Source organism: Variovorax sp. GW821-FHT10C12, assembly GCF_059415405.1.
Map to the genome: position 1 here is coordinate 116746 of NZ_JBWKNE010000007.1, position 16692 is coordinate 133437.

General features: G+C 70.7%; 18 protein-coding genes. 9 read left to right on the forward strand and 9 right to left on the reverse strand.

Features of this window, described 5'->3' with window-relative positions; genetic code table 11:
* Nucleotides 1-122: 122 nt before the first annotated feature.
* From AC07OH_RS25215 to AC07OH_RS25245, 7 genes are all read left to right on the forward strand, one after another.
* Nucleotides 123-1265 carry a branched-chain amino acid ABC transporter substrate-binding protein gene (locus AC07OH_RS25215; protein WP_495302537.1) on the forward strand — a complete coding sequence of 381 codons (1143 nt, stop codon included), beginning with the start codon at nucleotides 123-125 and terminating at the stop codon, nucleotides 1263-1265.
* A gap of 15 nt (nucleotides 1266-1280) precedes the next feature.
* A complete protein-coding gene (locus tag AC07OH_RS25220; RefSeq protein ID WP_495302538.1) occupies nucleotides 1281-2216 on the forward strand; it encodes a 4-hydroxyproline epimerase in 936 nt (311 codons plus the stop codon).
* Nucleotides 2217-2227: 11 nt separating this feature from the next.
* Complete coding sequence (locus AC07OH_RS25225; RefSeq protein WP_495302539.1) at nucleotides 2228-3331, forward strand: NAD(P)/FAD-dependent oxidoreductase; 1104 nt, start codon at nucleotides 2228-2230, stop codon at nucleotides 3329-3331.
* Nucleotides 3328-3576, forward strand: coding sequence for a (2Fe-2S)-binding protein (locus AC07OH_RS25230; RefSeq protein WP_495302540.1), 249 nt, complete (start codon nucleotides 3328-3330; stop codon nucleotides 3574-3576). Before AC07OH_RS25225 ends, AC07OH_RS25230 begins: the two co-directional genes overlap by 4 nt.
* Nucleotides 3573-4847, forward strand: a complete 1275-nt coding sequence (locus AC07OH_RS25235) for an FAD-dependent oxidoreductase (RefSeq protein WP_495302541.1) — start codon at nucleotides 3573-3575, stop codon at nucleotides 4845-4847. The genes AC07OH_RS25230 and AC07OH_RS25235 overlap by 4 nt, the downstream gene beginning before the upstream one ends.
* The gene (locus AC07OH_RS25240; protein ID WP_495302542.1) at nucleotides 4844-5560 is read left to right on the forward strand and encodes a GntR family transcriptional regulator; all 717 of its coding nucleotides are present in this window, start codon (nucleotides 4844-4846) and stop codon (nucleotides 5558-5560) included. Before AC07OH_RS25235 ends, AC07OH_RS25240 begins: the two co-directional genes overlap by 4 nt.
* Before the next feature lie 79 nt (nucleotides 5561-5639).
* Nucleotides 5640-6566, forward strand: coding sequence for a fatty acid desaturase family protein (locus AC07OH_RS25245; RefSeq protein WP_495302543.1), 927 nt, complete (start codon nucleotides 5640-5642; stop codon nucleotides 6564-6566).
* Between the two features lie 4 nt (nucleotides 6567-6570).
* Here the strand turns inward: AC07OH_RS25245 and AC07OH_RS25250 are convergent, their stop codons facing one another.
* Entirely contained in the window at nucleotides 6571-7467 is an 897-nt protein-coding gene (locus AC07OH_RS25250) for an EamA family transporter (protein ID WP_495302544.1), read from the reverse strand.
* 89 nt (nucleotides 7468-7556) lie between these two features.
* On the opposite strand from AC07OH_RS25250, the gene AC07OH_RS25255 reads away from it, so the two are divergent.
* Nucleotides 7557-8444, forward strand: a complete 888-nt coding sequence (locus tag AC07OH_RS25255) for a LysR family transcriptional regulator (RefSeq protein WP_495302545.1) — start codon at nucleotides 7557-7559, stop codon at nucleotides 8442-8444.
* Here the strand turns inward: AC07OH_RS25255 and AC07OH_RS25260 are convergent.
* The 8 genes from AC07OH_RS25260 to AC07OH_RS25295 all read right to left on the reverse strand — a co-directional run bounded on the left by AC07OH_RS25260 (nucleotide 8381) and on the right by AC07OH_RS25295 (nucleotide 15135).
* Entirely contained in the window at nucleotides 8381-9595 is a 1215-nt protein-coding gene (locus tag AC07OH_RS25260; protein ID WP_495302546.1) for an acyltransferase family protein, read from the reverse strand. The two genes, AC07OH_RS25255 and AC07OH_RS25260, sit on opposite strands and share 64 nt — an antisense overlap.
* Nucleotides 9596-9629: 34 nt before the next feature.
* Nucleotides 9630-10652 carry a MerR family transcriptional regulator gene (locus tag AC07OH_RS25265; protein WP_495302547.1) on the reverse strand — a complete coding sequence of 341 codons (1023 nt, stop codon included), beginning with the start codon at nucleotides 10650-10652 and terminating at the stop codon, nucleotides 9630-9632.
* A gap of 17 nt (nucleotides 10653-10669) precedes the next feature.
* Nucleotides 10670-10990 (reverse strand): hypothetical protein, encoded by a 321-nt coding sequence (locus AC07OH_RS25270; RefSeq protein ID WP_495302548.1) that lies wholly within the window; start codon nucleotides 10988-10990, stop codon nucleotides 10670-10672.
* 88 nt (nucleotides 10991-11078) lie between these two features.
* On the reverse strand, nucleotides 11079-11249 hold the full coding sequence (locus AC07OH_RS25275) for a hypothetical protein (protein WP_180288607.1): 171 nt from the start codon (nucleotides 11247-11249) through the stop codon (nucleotides 11079-11081).
* A 96-nt stretch (nucleotides 11250-11345) separates the two neighbouring features.
* A complete protein-coding gene (gene dbpA / locus AC07OH_RS25280; protein ID WP_495302549.1) occupies nucleotides 11346-12788 on the reverse strand; it encodes an ATP-dependent RNA helicase DbpA in 1443 nt (480 codons plus the stop codon).
* Between the two features lie 121 nt (nucleotides 12789-12909).
* Nucleotides 12910-13179, reverse strand: a complete 270-nt coding sequence (gene infA / locus AC07OH_RS25285) for a translation initiation factor IF-1 (protein ID WP_099794175.1) — start codon at nucleotides 13177-13179, stop codon at nucleotides 12910-12912.
* 58 nt (nucleotides 13180-13237) lie between these two features.
* A complete protein-coding gene (locus AC07OH_RS25290) occupies nucleotides 13238-13495 on the reverse strand; it encodes a hypothetical protein (protein ID WP_099794174.1) in 258 nt (85 codons plus the stop codon).
* A gap of 389 nt (nucleotides 13496-13884) precedes the next feature.
* Nucleotides 13885-15135: an MFS transporter gene (locus tag AC07OH_RS25295; RefSeq protein ID WP_495302550.1), complete on the reverse strand. Its 1251-nt coding sequence runs from the start codon at nucleotides 15133-15135 to the stop codon at nucleotides 13885-13887.
* Between the two features lie 87 nt (nucleotides 15136-15222).
* On the opposite strand from AC07OH_RS25295, the gene pdxR reads away from it, so the two are divergent.
* Nucleotides 15223-16689 carry a MocR-like pyridoxine biosynthesis transcription factor PdxR gene (gene pdxR / locus AC07OH_RS25300; RefSeq protein ID WP_495302551.1) on the forward strand — a complete coding sequence of 489 codons (1467 nt, stop codon included), beginning with the start codon at nucleotides 15223-15225 and terminating at the stop codon, nucleotides 16687-16689.
* The last annotated feature ends 3 nt before the right edge of the window (nucleotides 16690-16692 follow it).

Here is a 16692-nt window from a genome sequence, read left to right on the forward strand (position 1 = left end):
CCGAAAGAGCGCTTGCCCCACAGATATCTGCAAGATATGTACTTAATATATTTAAACTGAGGCAGGTGCTCCATGCACGAGGGCCCTGTCGTTTTTCATTGTTCCCAACCCTAGGAAGAAGCATGAAGTCACAAGCAGGCATGGTTTCCTCACTCAGTCTCGCGGGCCTTGTTGCCTTGGCGGTGGCAAGCCCCGCGCATGCGCAGGAGCAGGTGGTCAAGATCGGCCACAGCGGTCCGCTGTCGGGTCCCAACGCCTTCGCGGGCAAGGACAATGAAAACGGCATCCGCCTGGCCATCGAGGAGCTCAACGCGAAGAAGCTCAGCGTCGGCGGCAAGACGCTGAAGTTCGAGCTGGTCTCCGAAGACGACCAGTGCGACGCCAAGACCGGCGTGAGCGTGGCGCAGAAGTTCGTCGACGACGGCGTCAAGTTCGTCATGGGCCCGTACTGCTCGGGCGTGGCCATTCCGGCCTCGCGCATCTACAGCGACGGCGGCACGCTGGTGTCCACCGTGGGCACCAACCCGAAGGTCACGCAGGGCGGCTACAAGAACCTGTACCGCATCATCGCCAGCGACAACCAGATCGGTGGCGCCATGGCCGTGTACGCGGCCAAGGAACTCAAGGTGAAGAAGGTCGGCGTGATCGACGACCGCACCGCCTTCGGCCAGGGCCTCGCCGAAGAGTTCACCAAGGAGGCCAAGAAGCAGGGCCTCACCATCGTCGGCCAGGAGTTCACCACCGACAAGGCCGTCGATTTCACCGCCATCCTGACCAACATGAAGGGCAAGGCGCCCGAGGCGATCTTCTTCGGCGGCTACGCGCCGCAGGCCGCGCCCATGGCGCGCCAGATGAAGCAGCTGGCCGTGCCCGGCAAGCTGCTGGGCGGCGACACCGTGTGCAGCCCGGCCACCGGCAAGATCGGCGGCGACGCGGTGAACGACCTGGTGTTCTGCGCGCAGGGCGGCTCCATGCTCGAGAAGGCGCAAAGCGGCCCGGCCTTCAAGGAGAAGTTCAAGAAGCGCTTCAACGTCGACCCGGACGCGTACGCCGCCTCGTACTACGACCAGGTGCTGTTCATCGGCGAGTCGATGAAGAAGGCCAACGCCATCGACCCCGACAAGGTCGGCGCCGAGCTCTACAAGGCCACCTACAAGGGCGTGGCCGCCACCTACGCGTACGACGACAAGGGCAACATGAAGCAGGCGCCCATCACCGTCTTCACCTTCAAGAACGCGGCCCCCGTGCCCATTGCCAGCTACTGAGTGAGCCCCACACCCATGCAACGCATCCAGGTCATCGACTCACACACGGGCGGCGAGCCCACGCGCCTTGTGATCGGCGGCTTTCCCGATCTGGGAAAGGGCTCCATGGCCGAGCGCCGCGCGTTGCTCGCAGATCAGCACGACAAGTGGCGCGCAGCCGCCGTGCTCGAGCCGCGCGGCAGCGACGTCGTGGTCGGCGCGCTGCTGTGCGAGCCGGTGTCGCCCGATGCGGCGGCCGGCGTGGTCTTCTTCAACAACGCCGGCTACCTGGGCATGTGCGGCCACGGCACCATCGGGCTGGTCGCGAGCCTGGCGCACATGGGGCGCATCGGCGTGGGCGAGCACCGCATCGAGACGCCCGTGGGCACGGTCACGACCACGCTGCACGAGGACGGCTCGGTGAGCGTGCGCAACGTGCCCGCGTACCGTCACCTGCACCAGGTGGCGGTCGAGCTGCCCGGACACGGCACCGTGCGCGGCGACGTGGCGTGGGGCGGCAACTGGTTCTTCCTCGTGAGCGACCACGGCCAGCGCGTGGCGAGCGACAACCTCGCGGCGCTGACCGACTACACCGCCGCCTTGCGCAAGGCGCTGGCGGCGCAGGGCATCACGGGCGCGAACGGCGCGGAGATCGACCACATCGAACTCTTCGCGAACGATGACGAAGGCGCCGACAGCCGCAACTTCGTGCTGTGCCCCGGCAACGCCTACGACCGCTCGCCCTGCGGCACCGGCACCAGCGCCAAGATCGCCTGCCTCGCGGCCGACGGCAAGCTCGCGCCGGGCGCGGTGTGGCGGCAGGCCAGCGTGATCGGCAGCGTCTTCGAGGCGAGCTACGCGATGGACGGCGACCAGGTCATTCCCACGCTGCGCGGCCGCGCGCACATCAGTGCCGAGGCCACGCTGCTCATCGACGACACAGACCCCTTCGGCTGGGGCATCTGCCTCTGACACCGGGGCGCATGGACGCGGACGTCATCGTCATCGGCGCCGGCATCGTCGGCGCGGCGTGCGCCCATGCGCTGGCGCAGGCCAGGCGCCGCGTGTGCGTGCTCGACGCGCGCCTGGGCGGTGCCACCGGCGCGGGCATGGGCCACCTCGTGGTGATGGACGACAACGCGGCCGAGCTCGAACTCAGCCGCCATTCGGTCGCGCAATGGCGCGCGCTCGCGCCGCGCCTGGGCGCCGACTGCGCCTACAGCCCCTGCGGCACGCTCTGGATCGCGGCGAACGACGAGGAAATGGCCGAGGCCGAACGCAAGCAGCAGCGGCTGGGCGCGCTCGGCATCGAGAGCCGGCTGCTGACTGCGGCCGAACTCGCGCGCGCCGAGCCCGCCCTGCGCGCGGGCCTGTCGGGCGCGCTCGAAGTGCCGGGCGACGGCATCCTCTATGCGCCGAACGCGGCGCGCTGGCTGCTCGCGCAGCACGCGGCCTTGGTGCAGGTCGAACACGCGAAGGTCGAGGCCATCGAAGACGACGGCACGCTGCGCCTGGCCGACGGCAGCCGCCGCACCGCGCCGCAGGTCGTGCTCGCCAACGGCATCGAGGCGACGACGCTGTGTCCCGAGCTGCCGATCCGCCCCAAGAAGGGCCACCTGCTCATCACCGACCGCTACCCGGGCACGGTGCACCACCAGCTCGTCGAGCTCGGCTACGTGACCAGCGCGCACCACAGCGACGGCGACTCGGTCGCTTTCAACGTGCAGCCGCGGCCCACGGGGCAGCTGCTGGTGGGCTCGTCGCGCCAGTTCGACACGACCGACCTGGCCGTGGAGGCGCCGATGCTCGCGCGCATGCTGCAGCGCACGCTCGACTACCTGCCGGGGCTCGCCGACCTGAACGCCGTGCGCGCGTGGACCGGCCTGCGCGCCGCCTCGCCCGACGGCCTGCCGCTGCTGGGCAGGCACCCGTGGCGCGAGAAGCTCTGGCTCGCCGTCGGCCACGAGGGGTTGGGCGTGACCACGGCGCCTGGCAGCGCGCATGTGCTCGCGGCGCTGATGACCGGCAGGGCGCCCGATTTCGACGCCGCGCCGTATGCGCCGCGCGGCCTGCGGGAGCGGGCATGAGCGATCGGACGCAACTGCACATCGATGGCCAGCTCGTGCGCGTGAAAGCGGGCAGTTCGGTCGCCGCCGCCTTGCGCATCGCCGGCGGCATGGGCGCGGCGCGCACCTCGGTCACGGGCCAGCCGCGCGCGCCGTTCTGCGGCATGGGCGTGTGCCAGGAATGCCGCGTGCAGATCGACGGGCGGCGACGCCTCGCCTGCCAGACCGTGTGCACTGAAGGCATGCGCGTGGAGACGACGGCATGAGCGGCGTGGCGCTCGACGCGTGCGATGTGCTGGTCGTCGGCGCGGGCCCGGCGGGCATGGCCGCGGCCGTGGCGGCGGCGGCCAGCGGTGCGTCGGTCGTGGTGATCGACGACAACCCCGTGCCCGGCGGACAGATCTGGCGCGACGGTCCCGGCGCTTCGCTGCCGCCGGCGGCACGCCAGTGGCGCGAGGCGCTCGCACGCCACGCGAACATCCGCGTGCGCAGCGGCACGCGGGTGGTCGCCGCGCCTGCTTCGCATGAACTGCTGATTGAAGACGCCGAGGGCGCCACGCGCATGCGGTGGACAAAGCTCATCCTGTGCACCGGCGCCCGCGAACTGCTGCTGCCCTTCCCCGGCTGGACCTTGCCCGGCGTGACGGGCGCGGGCGGGCTGCAGGCGCTGATCAAGGCCGGCCTGCCGGTCGAGGGCGAGCGCATCGTCATCGCGGGCAGTGGGCCCTTGCTGCTGGCCGCTGCTGCCACGGCCAAGGCAGCGGGCGCGCAGGTGCTGCGCATCGCCGAGCAGGCGTCGTTCGCCTCGGTCGCGGCCTTCGGTGCCAGCCTCGTGCGCTGGCCCGGCAAGGCCGTGCAGGCGCTCACGCTGGCCGATGCGAACTACCGCACCGCGTCGCGCGTGGTCTCGGCGCAGGGCACGACGCAGGTCGAATCGGTGCGGCTGCGCCAAGGTGATCGTGAGGTCGAGATGGCCTGCGACCGCATCGCCTGCGGCTTCGGCCTCACGCCCAACGCGCAGCTCGGCCAGTTGCTCGGCTGCGCGCTGGCGGGGCAAGCCATCACAGTCGATGCGTTGCAGGCCACGAGCGTCGCGGGCATCTACGCGGCCGGCGAATGCACCGGCTTCGGCGGCAGCGAGCGCGCGCTGGTGCAGGGCACCATCGCCGGTCACGCCGCCGTCGGCGAGGCCGCCCAGGCCCGCGCGCACGACCGCGAACGCGCCCGCTGGGACGCTTTCGCGGCGCAACTGCATCGCCGCTTCGCGCTGACCGACGACCTCAAGGCCCTGCCCCGCCCCGACACGCTCGTGTGCCGTTGCGAAGACGTGCCCTTTTCCGCGCTCGCGACCTGCACCGGCTGGACCGATGCCAAGCTGCACCGCCGCTGCGGCATGGGCGCTTGCCAGGGGCGCGTCTGCGGCGACGCGGCGCAGTTCCTGTTCGGCTGGACGCCGTCCGCGCCGCGCCCGCCGCTGGTGCCGGTCCGCATCGAGACACTGGCCGGGCTCGCAGCGCCCGGCGACGCCCGACAATGACGGCCCCGCATCTGTACACGCACGAGCACATCCACATCCCCACCATGGCCGCCCCGAAGACCGCTCCCCGACCCCCGCCCAAGCGCCGCGCGGCCGACCTGGCCTACGACGCCATCGAGGCGCTGCTGTCCACCATGCAGCTGGAGCCCGGCAGCCAGATCGTCGAGGCCGAGCTGGCCGAGCGCACGGGCCTGGGCCGCACGCCGGTGCGCGAGGCGCTGATGCGCATGGTGTCGATCGGCCTCATCGTGCAGCAGCCGCGCCGCGGCCTGCTGGTGTCGACCATCGACCTGGCCGATCACCTCGATGTGATCCAGACCCGGCGCGTGCTCGAGCGGCTGATTGCCGCCTGCGCCGCGCGCCGCGCCACCGCGCCTCAGCGCCAGGCCATCGTGCGCTGCGCCGAGGCCATGGTCGAGGCCGCGGGCCGCGGCGACCTGAACGACTACATGCAGGCCGACCGCGCGCTCGACCTCGTCACGCACCAGGCGAGCCACAACGACTCGGCGGTGAAGGCGGTGGTGCCGCTGATCGTGCAGTGCCGGCGCTTCTGGTACGCCTACCAGCACGAGGGCGAGATCGTCGAGGGCGCCAACGCGCACCTCGAACTGGCGCAGGGCATCGCCACCGGCGACGAGGCCGCGGCCATCGCGGGCGCCGAGCGGCTCATGGACTACCTCGAAGTCTTCGCCCGGAAAATCATCGACAAGTAGGCCGAAGGGCCTCGCCTTCCCCCGCCCACACCGGGGAACTACGCGTGATCTGCCGGCGCCTTCGCCGCATACTGGCCCGATGGCCGCTGCACCCCGCGCTCGACCCGACGACTTCTTCACCCCCGACGAGTGGCAATCGCTCACCACGCGTTCGTCCTGGCGGGGCCTGTGGCTGGTGGCGCACTGCTGGGGCGTGATCGGCGCCGCGATGCTCGTGGGCATCGTCTGGCCGTGGACGATTCCGCTCATGGTGCCGATCGTCGGCACGCGCCAGCTGGGCCTGTTCATCCTCATGCACGACGCCGCGCACGCGGGGCTGCACCGCAACCGCAAGGTGAACGACTGGGTCGGCTACTGGCTGTGCTCGCCCACGCTGCGCGACTACCGGCCCTACCACCTGCAACACCACCGCTTCGTGCAGCAGACCGAAGACCCGGACCTGGTGCTGTCGGCGCCCTTCCCGATCTCGCGCGACTCGATGTGGCGCAAGGTCGCGCGCGACCTCAGCGGCCAGACCTTCTACAAGCAGCGCTTCGGCCACATCGCCGACGGCATTCGTCAACGTGCACCGGGCGAATCGGCGCTGCGCGTGTTCGGGCGCGAGCTGGCGAAGGACAGGCGTTTCCTCATCGGCAACGGCCTGGGCCTGCTGGCCTTCGCCGTGGCGGGCTTCTGGTGGGCCTGGGTGCTGATGTGGCTGCTGCCGATGGCGACCTGGCTGCCGCTCGTGAGCCGCGTGCGCAACATCGCCGAGCATGCGCTGGTGGCGCAGAACGAGGCCGACCCGCTGCGCCAGGCGCGCACCACGCATGCCGGCTGGCTCGAACGCATCTTCGTGGCGCCCTACTGGGTCAACTACCACTGCGAGCACCACATGTTCACCAACCTGCCCTGCTGGGCGCTGCCGAAGGCGCACCGCCTGCTGCAGCGCCAGGGCGCGACGGCGCGTATGGAAGTGCAGCCGGGCTACCTGCAGCTGCTGCGCCGCGCCGCCCCTGTGGGCTGAAATCTCAGCGGCTGGGTGCGGGCTGCACCGCCGGCACCGGCTGCGCAACGCGCTGCGCCTGCTGGCTCAGCCAGATGCTCGCGATCACGATGCCGATGCCCGCCATCTGCCAGCCCGAGAGGCTCTGGCCCAGCAAGGCCCAGCCCAGGATCACCGCCGTCACCGGGCTCAGGAAGGCCAGCGGCGCGATCGCCGAGGGCTCCAGCCGCGCCACGCCGCGGAACCACACGATGTAGGTGAGCGCGGCGCCGACCAGGCCGAGCCAGGCGAAGCCGACCCAGTTCATCGCCGTGAGCGCGGGCAGCGGCGGTTCCAGCCACAGCGCCACCGGCAACAGCAGCAGGCCGCCGGCGGTCAGCTGCCAGGCCGTGAAGGTCAGCGCCGACACCGGCGGCTGCCAGCGGCGGCTCAGCACCGTGCCGAAGGCCATCGACACCGCCGCCGTGAGCGCCGCGGCGATGCCCAGCGCGTCGAGCGCGGCGTTCGGCGTGAGCACCAGCAGCGCCACCCCGCCCATGCCGATGACGGCCGCCGCCACCGACAGCGCGCGCACCGGCGCGCCCAGCAGCAGGCCAGCCAGGAACACCACGAACAGCGGCTGCACCGAGGTGATGGTGGCCGCCACGCCGCCCGGCAGCCGGTAGGCGGCCAGGAACAGCATCGCCCACAGCACCGAGAAGTTCAGCGCGCCCAGCAGCAGGATGCGCCCCCACCACGCCCGGGGCGGCAGCTGGCGCACGATGAGCATCAGCAGCAGGCCCGCCGGCAGCGCGCGCAGCAGCGCCACCGTCAGCGGGTAGTTCGCCGGCAGCAGCTCGGTGGTCACGATGTAGGTGCTGCCCCAGACCGCAGGCGCGATCGCGGTGAGCAGGACGTCGGTGGTGCGGTTGTTGGAGGTCATGGCTCGAATCTAGGCCGTTGACCTGTGGTTGTGAATGCTCGAATAATGAATTGATTCTTTACTGACAGTCGTCAATCGAGCGCCGGCCCATGGACCATCTCACCGCCCTCAAGGTCTTTCGCACCACCGCCGCGGCGGGCAGCTTTGCCGGCGCCGCGCGGCAGCTGGGGCTGTCGGCCGCGGCCGTCAGCAAGAACATCGCCGAGCTGGAGGCGCACCTGAAGGTGCGGCTGATCAACCGCACCACGCGCAGCATGAGCCTCACCGAGGCCGGCGCGGCCTACGTGGAGCGGCTCGCGCGCATCCTCGACGACCTGGACGAGGCCGACGCCGCGCTGGCGTCCGTGGGCGCGAGCCCGGGCGGCGTGCTGCGCGTGAGCGCGCCGCTGACCTTCGCGCTGACCTGCATCTCGCCGCACATCCCCGCCTTCATGGCGCGCCACCCCAACCTGCGGCTGGAGCTGAACCTGCAGGACACCCGCATCGACCTGATCGGCGAAGGCTACGACCTCGCGATCCGCGGCAGCGACCGGCTGGAAGACTCGAGCCTGGTCGCGCGCGAGCTCATGACCATGACCCACGTGCTGTGCGGCGCGCCCGGCTACTTCGCGGCCCACGGCCGGCCGGCCGCGCCCGAAGACCTGAAGGCCCACGAGTGCGTGCAGTTCACCCTGTCGGGCCACGCGAACAAATGGACCTTCCGCCGCGCCGGGCGCAGCGTGGCGGTGCCCATCGACGGGCGCTACAAGGTCAGCTCCAGCATCGCCGTGCGCGACGCCCTGCTCGCGGGCTTCGGCCTGAGCCTGGTGCCACGCATCTATGTCGAGCACGAGCTGGCAGCGGGACGCCTGCAGGCGGCGCTCGAGGACTGGGAGGCCGACCGCACGCCGGTGTACGCCGTGTACCCCTCGCGTCACTTGGCGGCGAAGACGCGCGCCTTCGTCGACTTCCTGGTCGAGCGCTTCGCGGCGCGCTGACCGTTCAGCAGCCGGCCGATGAAAGTGTGGCGCACCAGCAGCTGGTAGCTCGCCAGCGCCACCAGCGAGGTGGCCGCGATGTTGAGCCCCATCTTCGCGAGTGCTCCCAGCGGCGCGTGGAACAGCAGGATGCCGAAGCCGATGGTGCCGAGCATGTGCACGAGATACACCCAGTACGAGCTTTCCGAGAGGTATGCGAGCACCGCGTTCTGGCGCGGCAGGTAGCGCACGAAGCCGCCGATCAGCGCCAGGCTCCAGAGCCACGAGGTCGCGTTGTAGGCGAAGGCGATCCAGAACTCGGGGTGCGGCAGGCGGTGCGCACCGGGCCCGCGCATGGCGCCCAGCAGCGCGAGCGTCACAAGGAAGAAGGCCAACCCGGCCAGCGCATGGCCCTTGCATCGCGCAGCGAAGCGCGCGAGCAGGCGCTCCTGGTCGCGGTGCACGTACCAGCCGAACACGAAGAACAGGCCGCTCTGCACCCACTCGGCGAACGGCGGCAGGAACGCGCCGCTCTCCATCACGAAGCCGGACGGATGGAAGGCGCCCGTCACCGCCAGCGGCAGCGCCAGCACCGCGAAGCCCCAGCGGCGTTCCGCGAGCACCACGAAGCCGCGGGCGATGGCATCGCGCAGTTGTACCGGCACGAAACGCTGCAGCCGCACGCCGGCCCAGGCCAGCACGCTGAACCAGAACAGCTGGTAGAGGAACCACAGGTGCATCGTGTTGAAGGGCGAACCGCCGGGCTGCCGCGCGGGCGTGAGCGCGGTGTCGATGCCCGGCACGCCGCGCACGCTCAGGTGGATGAAGACCATCGCCAGCACCGTGGTCCCCACGAACAGCGGCGGCCAGAAGATCGCGAAGGGCAGCGCCAGCCGCAGGCTGCGGTTCTTCAGCATGCCGTGGGCGCCGCGCCGCTCGACCAGCAACGCGACGAAGAAGCCGGCCAGCACGAAGAACACCGGCATGCGAAAGCTGTGGATGAAGAGCAGCAGCAGGTCGGCGACCGGCGAGGTTTTCGGGTCGCGCCAGGGCAGCGGCGAATCGACCGTGAGGTGGTTGATCGCCACGTGCAGCACGATGCCGAGCCACATCATGAGGGCGCGCAGGTTGTCGAGCGCGTGGAGCCGTTGAGGCGTGTGTGCGTTGTTCATGCGGCCCACTCTCGAGCCTCACGCAACGTCAGGGTCAAGGGGCTGTGGTGGCGTCGGGCCGGGCCAGGGCCAAGGCGCGCAGCAGGTACTCGCGCACGGCGGGCGTGGCGACCGCGCCGGCCTGCAGCACCGGCTCCGCGGCCATCGCCTGCATCAGCCGGGCCGCCAGGGCCGGGTCGTGGTCGGTGAAGGCCTCGAAAAGCTGCGCCCAGGCGCGCGCGATGGCCTGCACGGCGGCGTCGCCGGGCGCAACGCCGCGCGCCTGCAGGTCGGCGAGTTCATGCGCCAGCCGGCGCCATTCGTCGTCAGGCGGCGGGCCGAGCCGCGCCAGGTCGTCGGTGCTCAGGTGACGCAGCAGCGCGGCCATGCGCAGGCCGATGGCCTGTTCGATGTAGGCGATGAGTTCGGCCGACGGCCCGTTGTCGAGCCGCACCACCGGCTCGCGCCGGTACATCTCGCCCCAGCGCGCGACACGGTCGAAGTTGCTGTCCATCCAGAGGCCCATCAGCGTCATCCAGCGGGCGGCCAGCGGCTGCAGCTGCGGGGCGTCGGCCGGCACGCCGCCGGCCATGCAGGCCGTCACCTCGGCGATCAGCGGTGGCCACAGCGCGGCCACGGCCTTCCCGTTGGTCATCAGCGACTGGACTTCGGCCGGGCTGAAATAGCGCGCGTAGGCGCTCATCTGCTCCAGCGTGGCCAGCCAGTCCTGCGGGCCGGGCGGGTCGCCGTCGCTCAGGCGCTGTTCGAGCAGGTCGAGCCGTTCGCGCAGCGCCGTGGCCTGGGCGATCTGCTCGTCGAGCGAGACGATCTGGCGCCGGAGAATGTCCGGCAGCGCCCCGCCCTGCGCCGCCAGCAGGTCGCCGATGTCGGCCAGCGGCAGGCCCAGCAGCCGCAGGGCCTGGATCGCGTGCAGGCGGCCGATGTCGGTGGCGTCGTAGAGCCGGTAGCCGGCCTCGGAGCGCGCCGAGGGCACGAGCAGGCCGATGGCGTCGTAGTGGTGCAGCGTGCGCACCGTGAGGCCGGTGCGCCTGGCGAGTTCTCCGACCTTGAGCCGCACCGTGCGCCCCTGCTTTCTTAATCGTCAGCTGCGACGGGCTCGGGGCCGGGCCAGCCCAGCAGTTCGGCCAGCCGCTGCACGATCCATTCGGCCTCGGCGGGCGACACGCCCGATTCCGGCGTGGCCAGCCCCGCGTGGATGCGCCGCAGGATCTCGCTTTCGACCGGCACCTCGGTGTGGTGCTGGATCTGCGCATGGCCCACGAGGTGGCCGGCGAGGTCTTCGCAGATCTCGTAGCGCGCGCGCACCACGTCGATCGGCTCGCTCAGGCGCTGGCGCGTGTCGCTGTAGACCGCGAAGAACGAGGGCGGAATGTAGATCTGGTTGTCGTCCGACATGGCGGCCTTGTTTTAAGCGGGCCCAATGACAAAACGCGCCCGGGGGCGCGTTCGTCGTGGCTCCGAAGAAAGAGCCGTGGGGGCTGGATCAGCCGCCCTTGGTGGGGCGCTTGCCCGGGTTCTTCTTGCTGCGCGTGGCGGTGCCGCGTTCCAGGCTGACCTTCTGGCCACCACCGGTGCGAGGCGCGGTGTAGCCGGGCATGGGGGTCGGCTTCGGGCTGGCAAGACGGTCGGCTTCGGTACGGATTTTCTTGGGCATGGAAAGCTCGGATAAAAAAGATGTTCGACCCTCAATTAGGCCACATCGGCAGATTTCACATGCCAAGAGGCGAAACGGCGGGCCATGGGAGGGGTGTCAGGTCGACTGCGGTGTCAGCAGGCGGACCCTGACGCTCTTGCCTTTCACACGCCCGTTGTCGAGCTTGCGTGCGGCTTCTTCGGCAATGCTGCGGTCCACCGCAACATAGGTCGAGTACTCGTTGACGTTGATCTTGCCGACCTGCTCCTTGGCATAGCCGCAGTCGCCCGTCAGTGCGCCCAGCACGTCGCCGGCGCGGATCTTTTCCTTGCGCCCGCCGACGATCTGCAGCGTGGCCATCGGCGGCGTGAGCGGTGCGCCCTTCGCGGGCGTGAGCTCGGCCAGGTTGTGCCATTCGGATTCGCGGCCCTGCAGCTGCTCGATCTTCCCGACGAAGCCCATCTCGTTCATGCTGGCCAGGTTGAGCGCCAGCCCTTCCGAGCCGCCCTGCTGGCCCACGCGGCCGGTGCGGCCCACGCGGTGGATGTGGATCTCGGAGTCGGGCGTCACGTCGACGTTGATCACGGCTTCGAGGTGCGAGATGTCCAGGCCGCGCGCCGCCACGTCGGTGGCCACGAGCACCGAGCAGCTGCGGTTGGCGAACTGCACCAGCACCTGGTCGCGCTCGCGCTGCTCCAGCTCGCCGAACAGCGCCATCGCGCTGAAGCCCTGCGCCTGCAGCACCTCGACGAGGTCGCGGCACTGCTGCTTGGTGTTGCAGAAGGCCAGCGTGCTCACGGGACGGAAATGGTCGAGCAGCAGGCTCACGGTGTGCAGCCGCTCGCTGTCCTTCACCTGGTACCAGCGCTGGCGGATCTTGCTGCCTTCATGCTGGGCCTGCACCGCGATCTGCTCGGGGTTCTTCATGAACTGCTGCGCGAGCTTGGCGATGCCTTCGGGGTACGTGGCCGAGAACAGCAGCGTCTGGCGTTCCTTGGGGCACTGGCGCGCCACCGTCACGATGTCGTCGAAGAAGCCCATGTCGAGCATGCGGTCGGCCTCGTCGAGCACCAGCGTGTTGAGCGCCGAGAGGTCGAGGTTGCCGCGCTCCAGGTGGTCCATGATGCGGCCCGGCGTGCCCACGACGATGTGCGCGCCGTGCTCCAGGCTGGCGATCTGCCCGCGCAGCGCGACGCCGCCGCAGAGCGTGACCACCTTGATGTTCTCTTCGGCGCGCGCCAGGCGGCGGATTTCGGTCGTGACCTGGTCGGCCAGCTCGCGCGTCGGGCACAGCACCATCGCCTGGATGGCGAAGCGGCGCGGGTTCAGGTTGGACAGCAGCGCCAGCGCGAAGGCGGCGGTCTTGCCGCTGCCGGTCTTGGCCTGGGCGATCAGGTCCTTGCCGAGCAGGGCGGGCGGCAGTGCGGCGGCCTGGATGGCCGTCATCTGCGTGTAGCCGAGCTGGGTGAGGTTGGCCAGCATCTGGGGCGACAGCGCCAGCGTGGCAAAGCCGTGGGGTTCGGCGGGGAGGCCGCCGGCTGGGGAGGTGGTGGTGTTCATCGTTCGGCAGCCGGAGACAGACAGGAAGACGGAGGAGCAAAAAAAGTGACGGCCCGGAAAAGACAAAGGCCTTGCAGGGCCCCCTCCGGGAGGGCGCTCTGCAAGGCCGGCCGGGCGTCGCTCAGCGGCGGGGCGAGTTGTTGCCCGAGTTGGTCGGCGGGGGACCGCGGCGTTCCAGGTGACGGAACGTGATGCGGCCCTTGGTCAGGTCGTAGGGCGAGAGCTCGAGCGAGACCTTGTCGCCGGCCAGGATGCGGATGTGGTGCTTGCGCATCTTGCCGCCGCTGTAGGCGATCAGCTGGTGACCGTTGTCGAGCGTGACGCGGTAGCGCGAGTCGGGCAGGACTTCGGTCACTGCGCCGTTCATTTCGATCAGTTCTTCCTTGGGCATAAGTGATTACCTCTGAATCGTTCGATGTGTGTTGGAGATGGAATTGGGTGCAATTGTTTCAGGCCGCGCACGGAAGTGCGAGAGGGGCCACGGGTGCGCGTTCGCGCACCCAGCCCAGGCCCTGTTCGATGGCGTAGCCGAGCGCCGCGGCGTGGCTGGCAAAGCGCGGCGTGAAGCGCATCACGCGGTCGTGCATGCCGCTGCCGTGGCCGGAGCGGATCGAGACGGAAGCGGCATAGCCGCCGTCGTCCTGGTGTCGAATGAGCGGGGAAACAAGGTACTTGCCCACCGCGATACTGTGTTGAATGATGTCCATGAAGCCTTGGCGCCACGCGCAGAGACAGCGCGCGAAGAGCCTGAAAAATAATTGAAAACGGACGCGGACCGGCCGCAACGGCGCGGGGGATGCGCAATTCGCTTCAACAGGAACGAAGGCAGTGGTGGCAATCATGGGCGCCCGGTCTGGCGCTCCAACACACTGTGAAGCCGGCTTGAAAATGAAAGGCCTGAAGAATCCAAGGACAGTGCAGGTCAGCCGGCGGGAGTGACGAAATTCTTCGTCGTGGTATCGAAACGAACCCGACATTATAGCTTGCAGGGCATGACAGTTGCTTATCTTAAAAACAACGCCCGCATGAAAAAGGCCCTGAAGGGCCGTCCATCTTGCGATGGTAGCTATTAAAAATATAGCAATGCATCGCAAGGTCAGGCGCAGGCCGATGCCACCGAGGCCGGCAGCGCCGCCGACCGGGTCCGCCGCGCCGCGCGCCACAGCAGCACCAGCCCCGCCAGTTGGGCGGCGGCGCCCACCCACCCCACCGCGCTCACGCCGACCCATGCGATCGTCGCGCCGCCCAGCCCCGAGCCCGCCGCGATGCCCAGGTAGACCGCCGAGGCGTTGAGCGACAGCGTCATCGGCGCACGATCGGGCGCCAGCCGGATCAGCCGCACCGCCTGCGCCGGCCCGAAGCCCCAGCCGGCGAAGCCCCACAGCGCCGAGAGGCCCACGATCAGCGGCAGCGCCAGCCCGCGCGGCAGCATCTGCGCGGCGAACGAGAGCCCGCCCATGATCACCACCAGCGCGAGCGCGAAGCCCCGCGCCATGCGGTCGGCGCCGAAACGGTCGGTGGCCCAGCCGCCGGTCGCGGTGCCCAGCGCGGCGGCCACGCCGATCGCGAAGAACACCGCGCCCACGCCCTCGGCCCCGAAGCCCAGCGTGTGCACGAGGAACAGCGCGATGTAGGTGTAGAAGCTGAAGCCGCCCGTAGCCCACAGCACGGTGGCCAGCAGCGCCGGCGCCACGCCGGGCTCGCGCGCCACGGCGAAGGCCGAGGTGCGCGGGGCTGCGTCAGCGGGTGCCTGCACCAGCGTGCGCGGCAGCCCCACGAACAGGCCCCAGGTGGCCAGCGCCGCCACCGCGGCGATCAGCAGGTAGGCCGTGCGCCAGCCGCCCCAGCCCGCGATCCAGGCGCCCAGCGGCACGCCGAGCGCTACCGCCACGGTGCCGCCGCCGGTCACGATGGCCAGCGCCCGGCCGCGCAGCGCGGGCGACACCATCGCCGCCGCCACCGCGCTGGCCGTCGGCAGGAACACGCCCGCCACCAGCCCGAGTGCGACGCGCGCCAGGGCCAGCTGTGCGATGCCGTGCGCCATCGAGGCCGCCGCCGTGAGGCCCGCGAACGTCGCCAGGCTGGCGATGAGCAGCGGGCGGCGCCCGAAGCGCGCGAGCAGCGCGGCCATCAGCGGCGAGCCGATCGCATAGCTCAGCGCGAACAGCAGCACCAGCTGGCCGGCCCGCGCGGCGCTGACGTGCAGGTCGGCCGCCAGCACCGGCAGCAGGCCGGCGACCATGAAGCTCTCGGTGCCGATGGCGAAGGCGCCCAGCGCGAGCCAGGCCAGGCCCAGGGGCAGGCGTTCGGCGGCCAGTTGCGGTGAGGTTTCAGGAGCGGTGTGCATGGTGAAGGACTCCATGGGTGGGTGTTCCAAGGCCTCCAGAATAGGATTGCAGGCGGCTCTTCAAAAGAACCACAATCGGCAAAGATCATGGAGCCACTTTTCGAGCTTGCCCTGCGCCTGCCGGTCGCCGGTTCGCGCGACCTGCTGCGCGCGCTGCACCGCCAGCTGCGCGACGCCATCCTCGACGGCCGGCTGCAGCCCGGCGCCCGCCTGCCCGCCACGCGCGCGCTGGCGCAGCGGCTGGGCGTGTCGCGCAACACCATGCTGGCGGCCTACGACCTGCTGCTGAGCGAGGGCTACCTGCTGGCGCGCCCGGGCTCCGGCACCTACGTGGCCGACACGCTGCCGGCATTGCGGCGCGGCCGCGCCGCGCCCAAGGAGGCGGGCGCCGCGCCCCGGCGCGATCCGCGGCTGGTGCCGCTGAACGTGCCCGGCGCCGACCTCGCCCCCACGCTGCAGCCGCGGGCCGCGCGCGACGACTTCCGCGTCGGCCTGCCCGACGTCGGCGCCTTTCCGTTCGACATCTGGCGCCGCCTGTCCGACCGCGCGCTGCGCCGCGTCGCGCGCCAGACCGCCGACTACGCCGACCCGCAGGGCCAGGGCGCGCTGCGCGAGGCGATCGCGGCGCACGTGTCGTTCACGCGCGCGGTCGGCTGCACGGCCGACGACATCGTGGTCACGGCCGGCGCGCAGCAGGCCTTCGGGCTGCTGGCGCGCATCCTGGTGGTGCCGGGGCGCACGGTGGTGGCGGTCGAGCAGCTGTTCTATCCCTCGCTGCGCGAGGCCATGCTGGCCGCCGGCGCGAAGGTGGTCACGGTGCCGACCGACAACGAAGGCCTGTGCGTGGACCGCATCCCGCCCGAGGCGCGCGTGGTCTGCGTGACGCCCTCGCACCAGTTCCCCACCGGCGTGGCGATGTCGCCACCGCGCCGGGCCGCCCTGCTGGCCTTTGCGCGGGCGCGCAACGCCGTGCTCATCGAGGACGACTACGACAGCGAGTTCCGCTTTGCCGGCCGTCCGCTCGATGCGCTGCAGACGCTCGACCGCGCCGGCTCGGTGTTCTACGTCGGCACCTTTTCCAAGAGTCTGTTTCCCGCGCTGCGCCTGGGCTTCGTGGTGGCGCCGCCCTGGGCCCGCGCGGCGCTGGTGCGGGCGCGCGAACTGGCCGACTGGCACGGCCCGGTGCTCGGGCAGGAGGCGCTCGCGGCCTTCATTGCCGAAGGGCACCTGGCGCGCCACATCCGCCGCATGCGCAAGTTGTACGGTGCGCGCCGCAGCGCGCTGCTCGACGCGCTGGCGCGCCACGGCGCGGGCCGGCTGGAGGCGATTCCGTCCGATGCCGGCCTGCACCTGTCGGCCTGGCTGCACGGCGGCGCGCGCGACCATGTGGTGGTCGAACGCGCCGCGGCGGCCGGCATCACCTTGCCGCCGCTGTCGCGCTTCGCACTCGACCCGCAGGCGCCCGATGCGCCCAACGGGCTGGCCTTCGGCTTCGGCCTGATCGCCGAGTCGCAGATCGACGGCGCGATCCGGCGGCTGGTGCGCCTGCTGTAGCGG

Coding starts and splice junctions, on each gene's coding strand:
- AC07OH_RS25215 (WP_495302537.1), top strand. CDS start 123: ATGAAGTCACAAGCAGGCATGGTTTCCTCACTCAGTCTCGCGGGCCTT.
- AC07OH_RS25220 (WP_495302538.1), top strand. CDS start 1,281: ATGCAACGCATCCAGGTCATCGACTCACACACGGGCGGCGAGCCCACG.
- AC07OH_RS25225 (WP_495302539.1), top strand. CDS start 2,228: ATGGACGCGGACGTCATCGTCATCGGCGCCGGCATCGTCGGCGCGGCG.
- AC07OH_RS25230 (WP_495302540.1), top strand. CDS start 3,328: ATGAGCGATCGGACGCAACTGCACATCGATGGCCAGCTCGTGCGCGTG.
- AC07OH_RS25235 (WP_495302541.1), top strand. CDS start 3,573: ATGAGCGGCGTGGCGCTCGACGCGTGCGATGTGCTGGTCGTCGGCGCG.
- AC07OH_RS25240 (WP_495302542.1), top strand. CDS start 4,844: ATGACGGCCCCGCATCTGTACACGCACGAGCACATCCACATCCCCACC.
- AC07OH_RS25245 (WP_495302543.1), top strand. CDS start 5,640: ATGGCCGCTGCACCCCGCGCTCGACCCGACGACTTCTTCACCCCCGAC.
- AC07OH_RS25250 (WP_495302544.1), bottom strand. CDS start 7,467: ATGACCTCCAACAACCGCACCACCGACGTCCTGCTCACCGCGATCGCG.
- AC07OH_RS25255 (WP_495302545.1), top strand. CDS start 7,557: ATGGACCATCTCACCGCCCTCAAGGTCTTTCGCACCACCGCCGCGGCG.
- AC07OH_RS25260 (WP_495302546.1), bottom strand. CDS start 9,595: ATGAACAACGCACACACGCCTCAACGGCTCCACGCGCTCGACAACCTG.
- AC07OH_RS25270 (WP_495302548.1), bottom strand. CDS start 10,990: ATGTCGGACGACAACCAGATCTACATTCCGCCCTCGTTCTTCGCGGTC.
- AC07OH_RS25275 (WP_180288607.1), bottom strand. CDS start 11,249: ATGCCCAAGAAAATCCGTACCGAAGCCGACCGTCTTGCCAGCCCGAAG.
- dbpA (WP_495302549.1), bottom strand. CDS start 12,788: ATGAACACCACCACCTCCCCAGCCGGCGGCCTCCCCGCCGAACCCCAC.
- infA (WP_099794175.1), bottom strand. CDS start 13,179: ATGCCCAAGGAAGAACTGATCGAAATGAACGGCGCAGTGACCGAAGTC.
- AC07OH_RS25290 (WP_099794174.1), bottom strand. CDS start 13,495: ATGGACATCATTCAACACAGTATCGCGGTGGGCAAGTACCTTGTTTCC.
- AC07OH_RS25295 (WP_495302550.1), bottom strand. CDS start 15,135: ATGCACACCGCTCCTGAAACCTCACCGCAACTGGCCGCCGAACGCCTG.
- pdxR (WP_495302551.1), top strand. CDS start 15,223: ATGGAGCCACTTTTCGAGCTTGCCCTGCGCCTGCCGGTCGCCGGTTCG.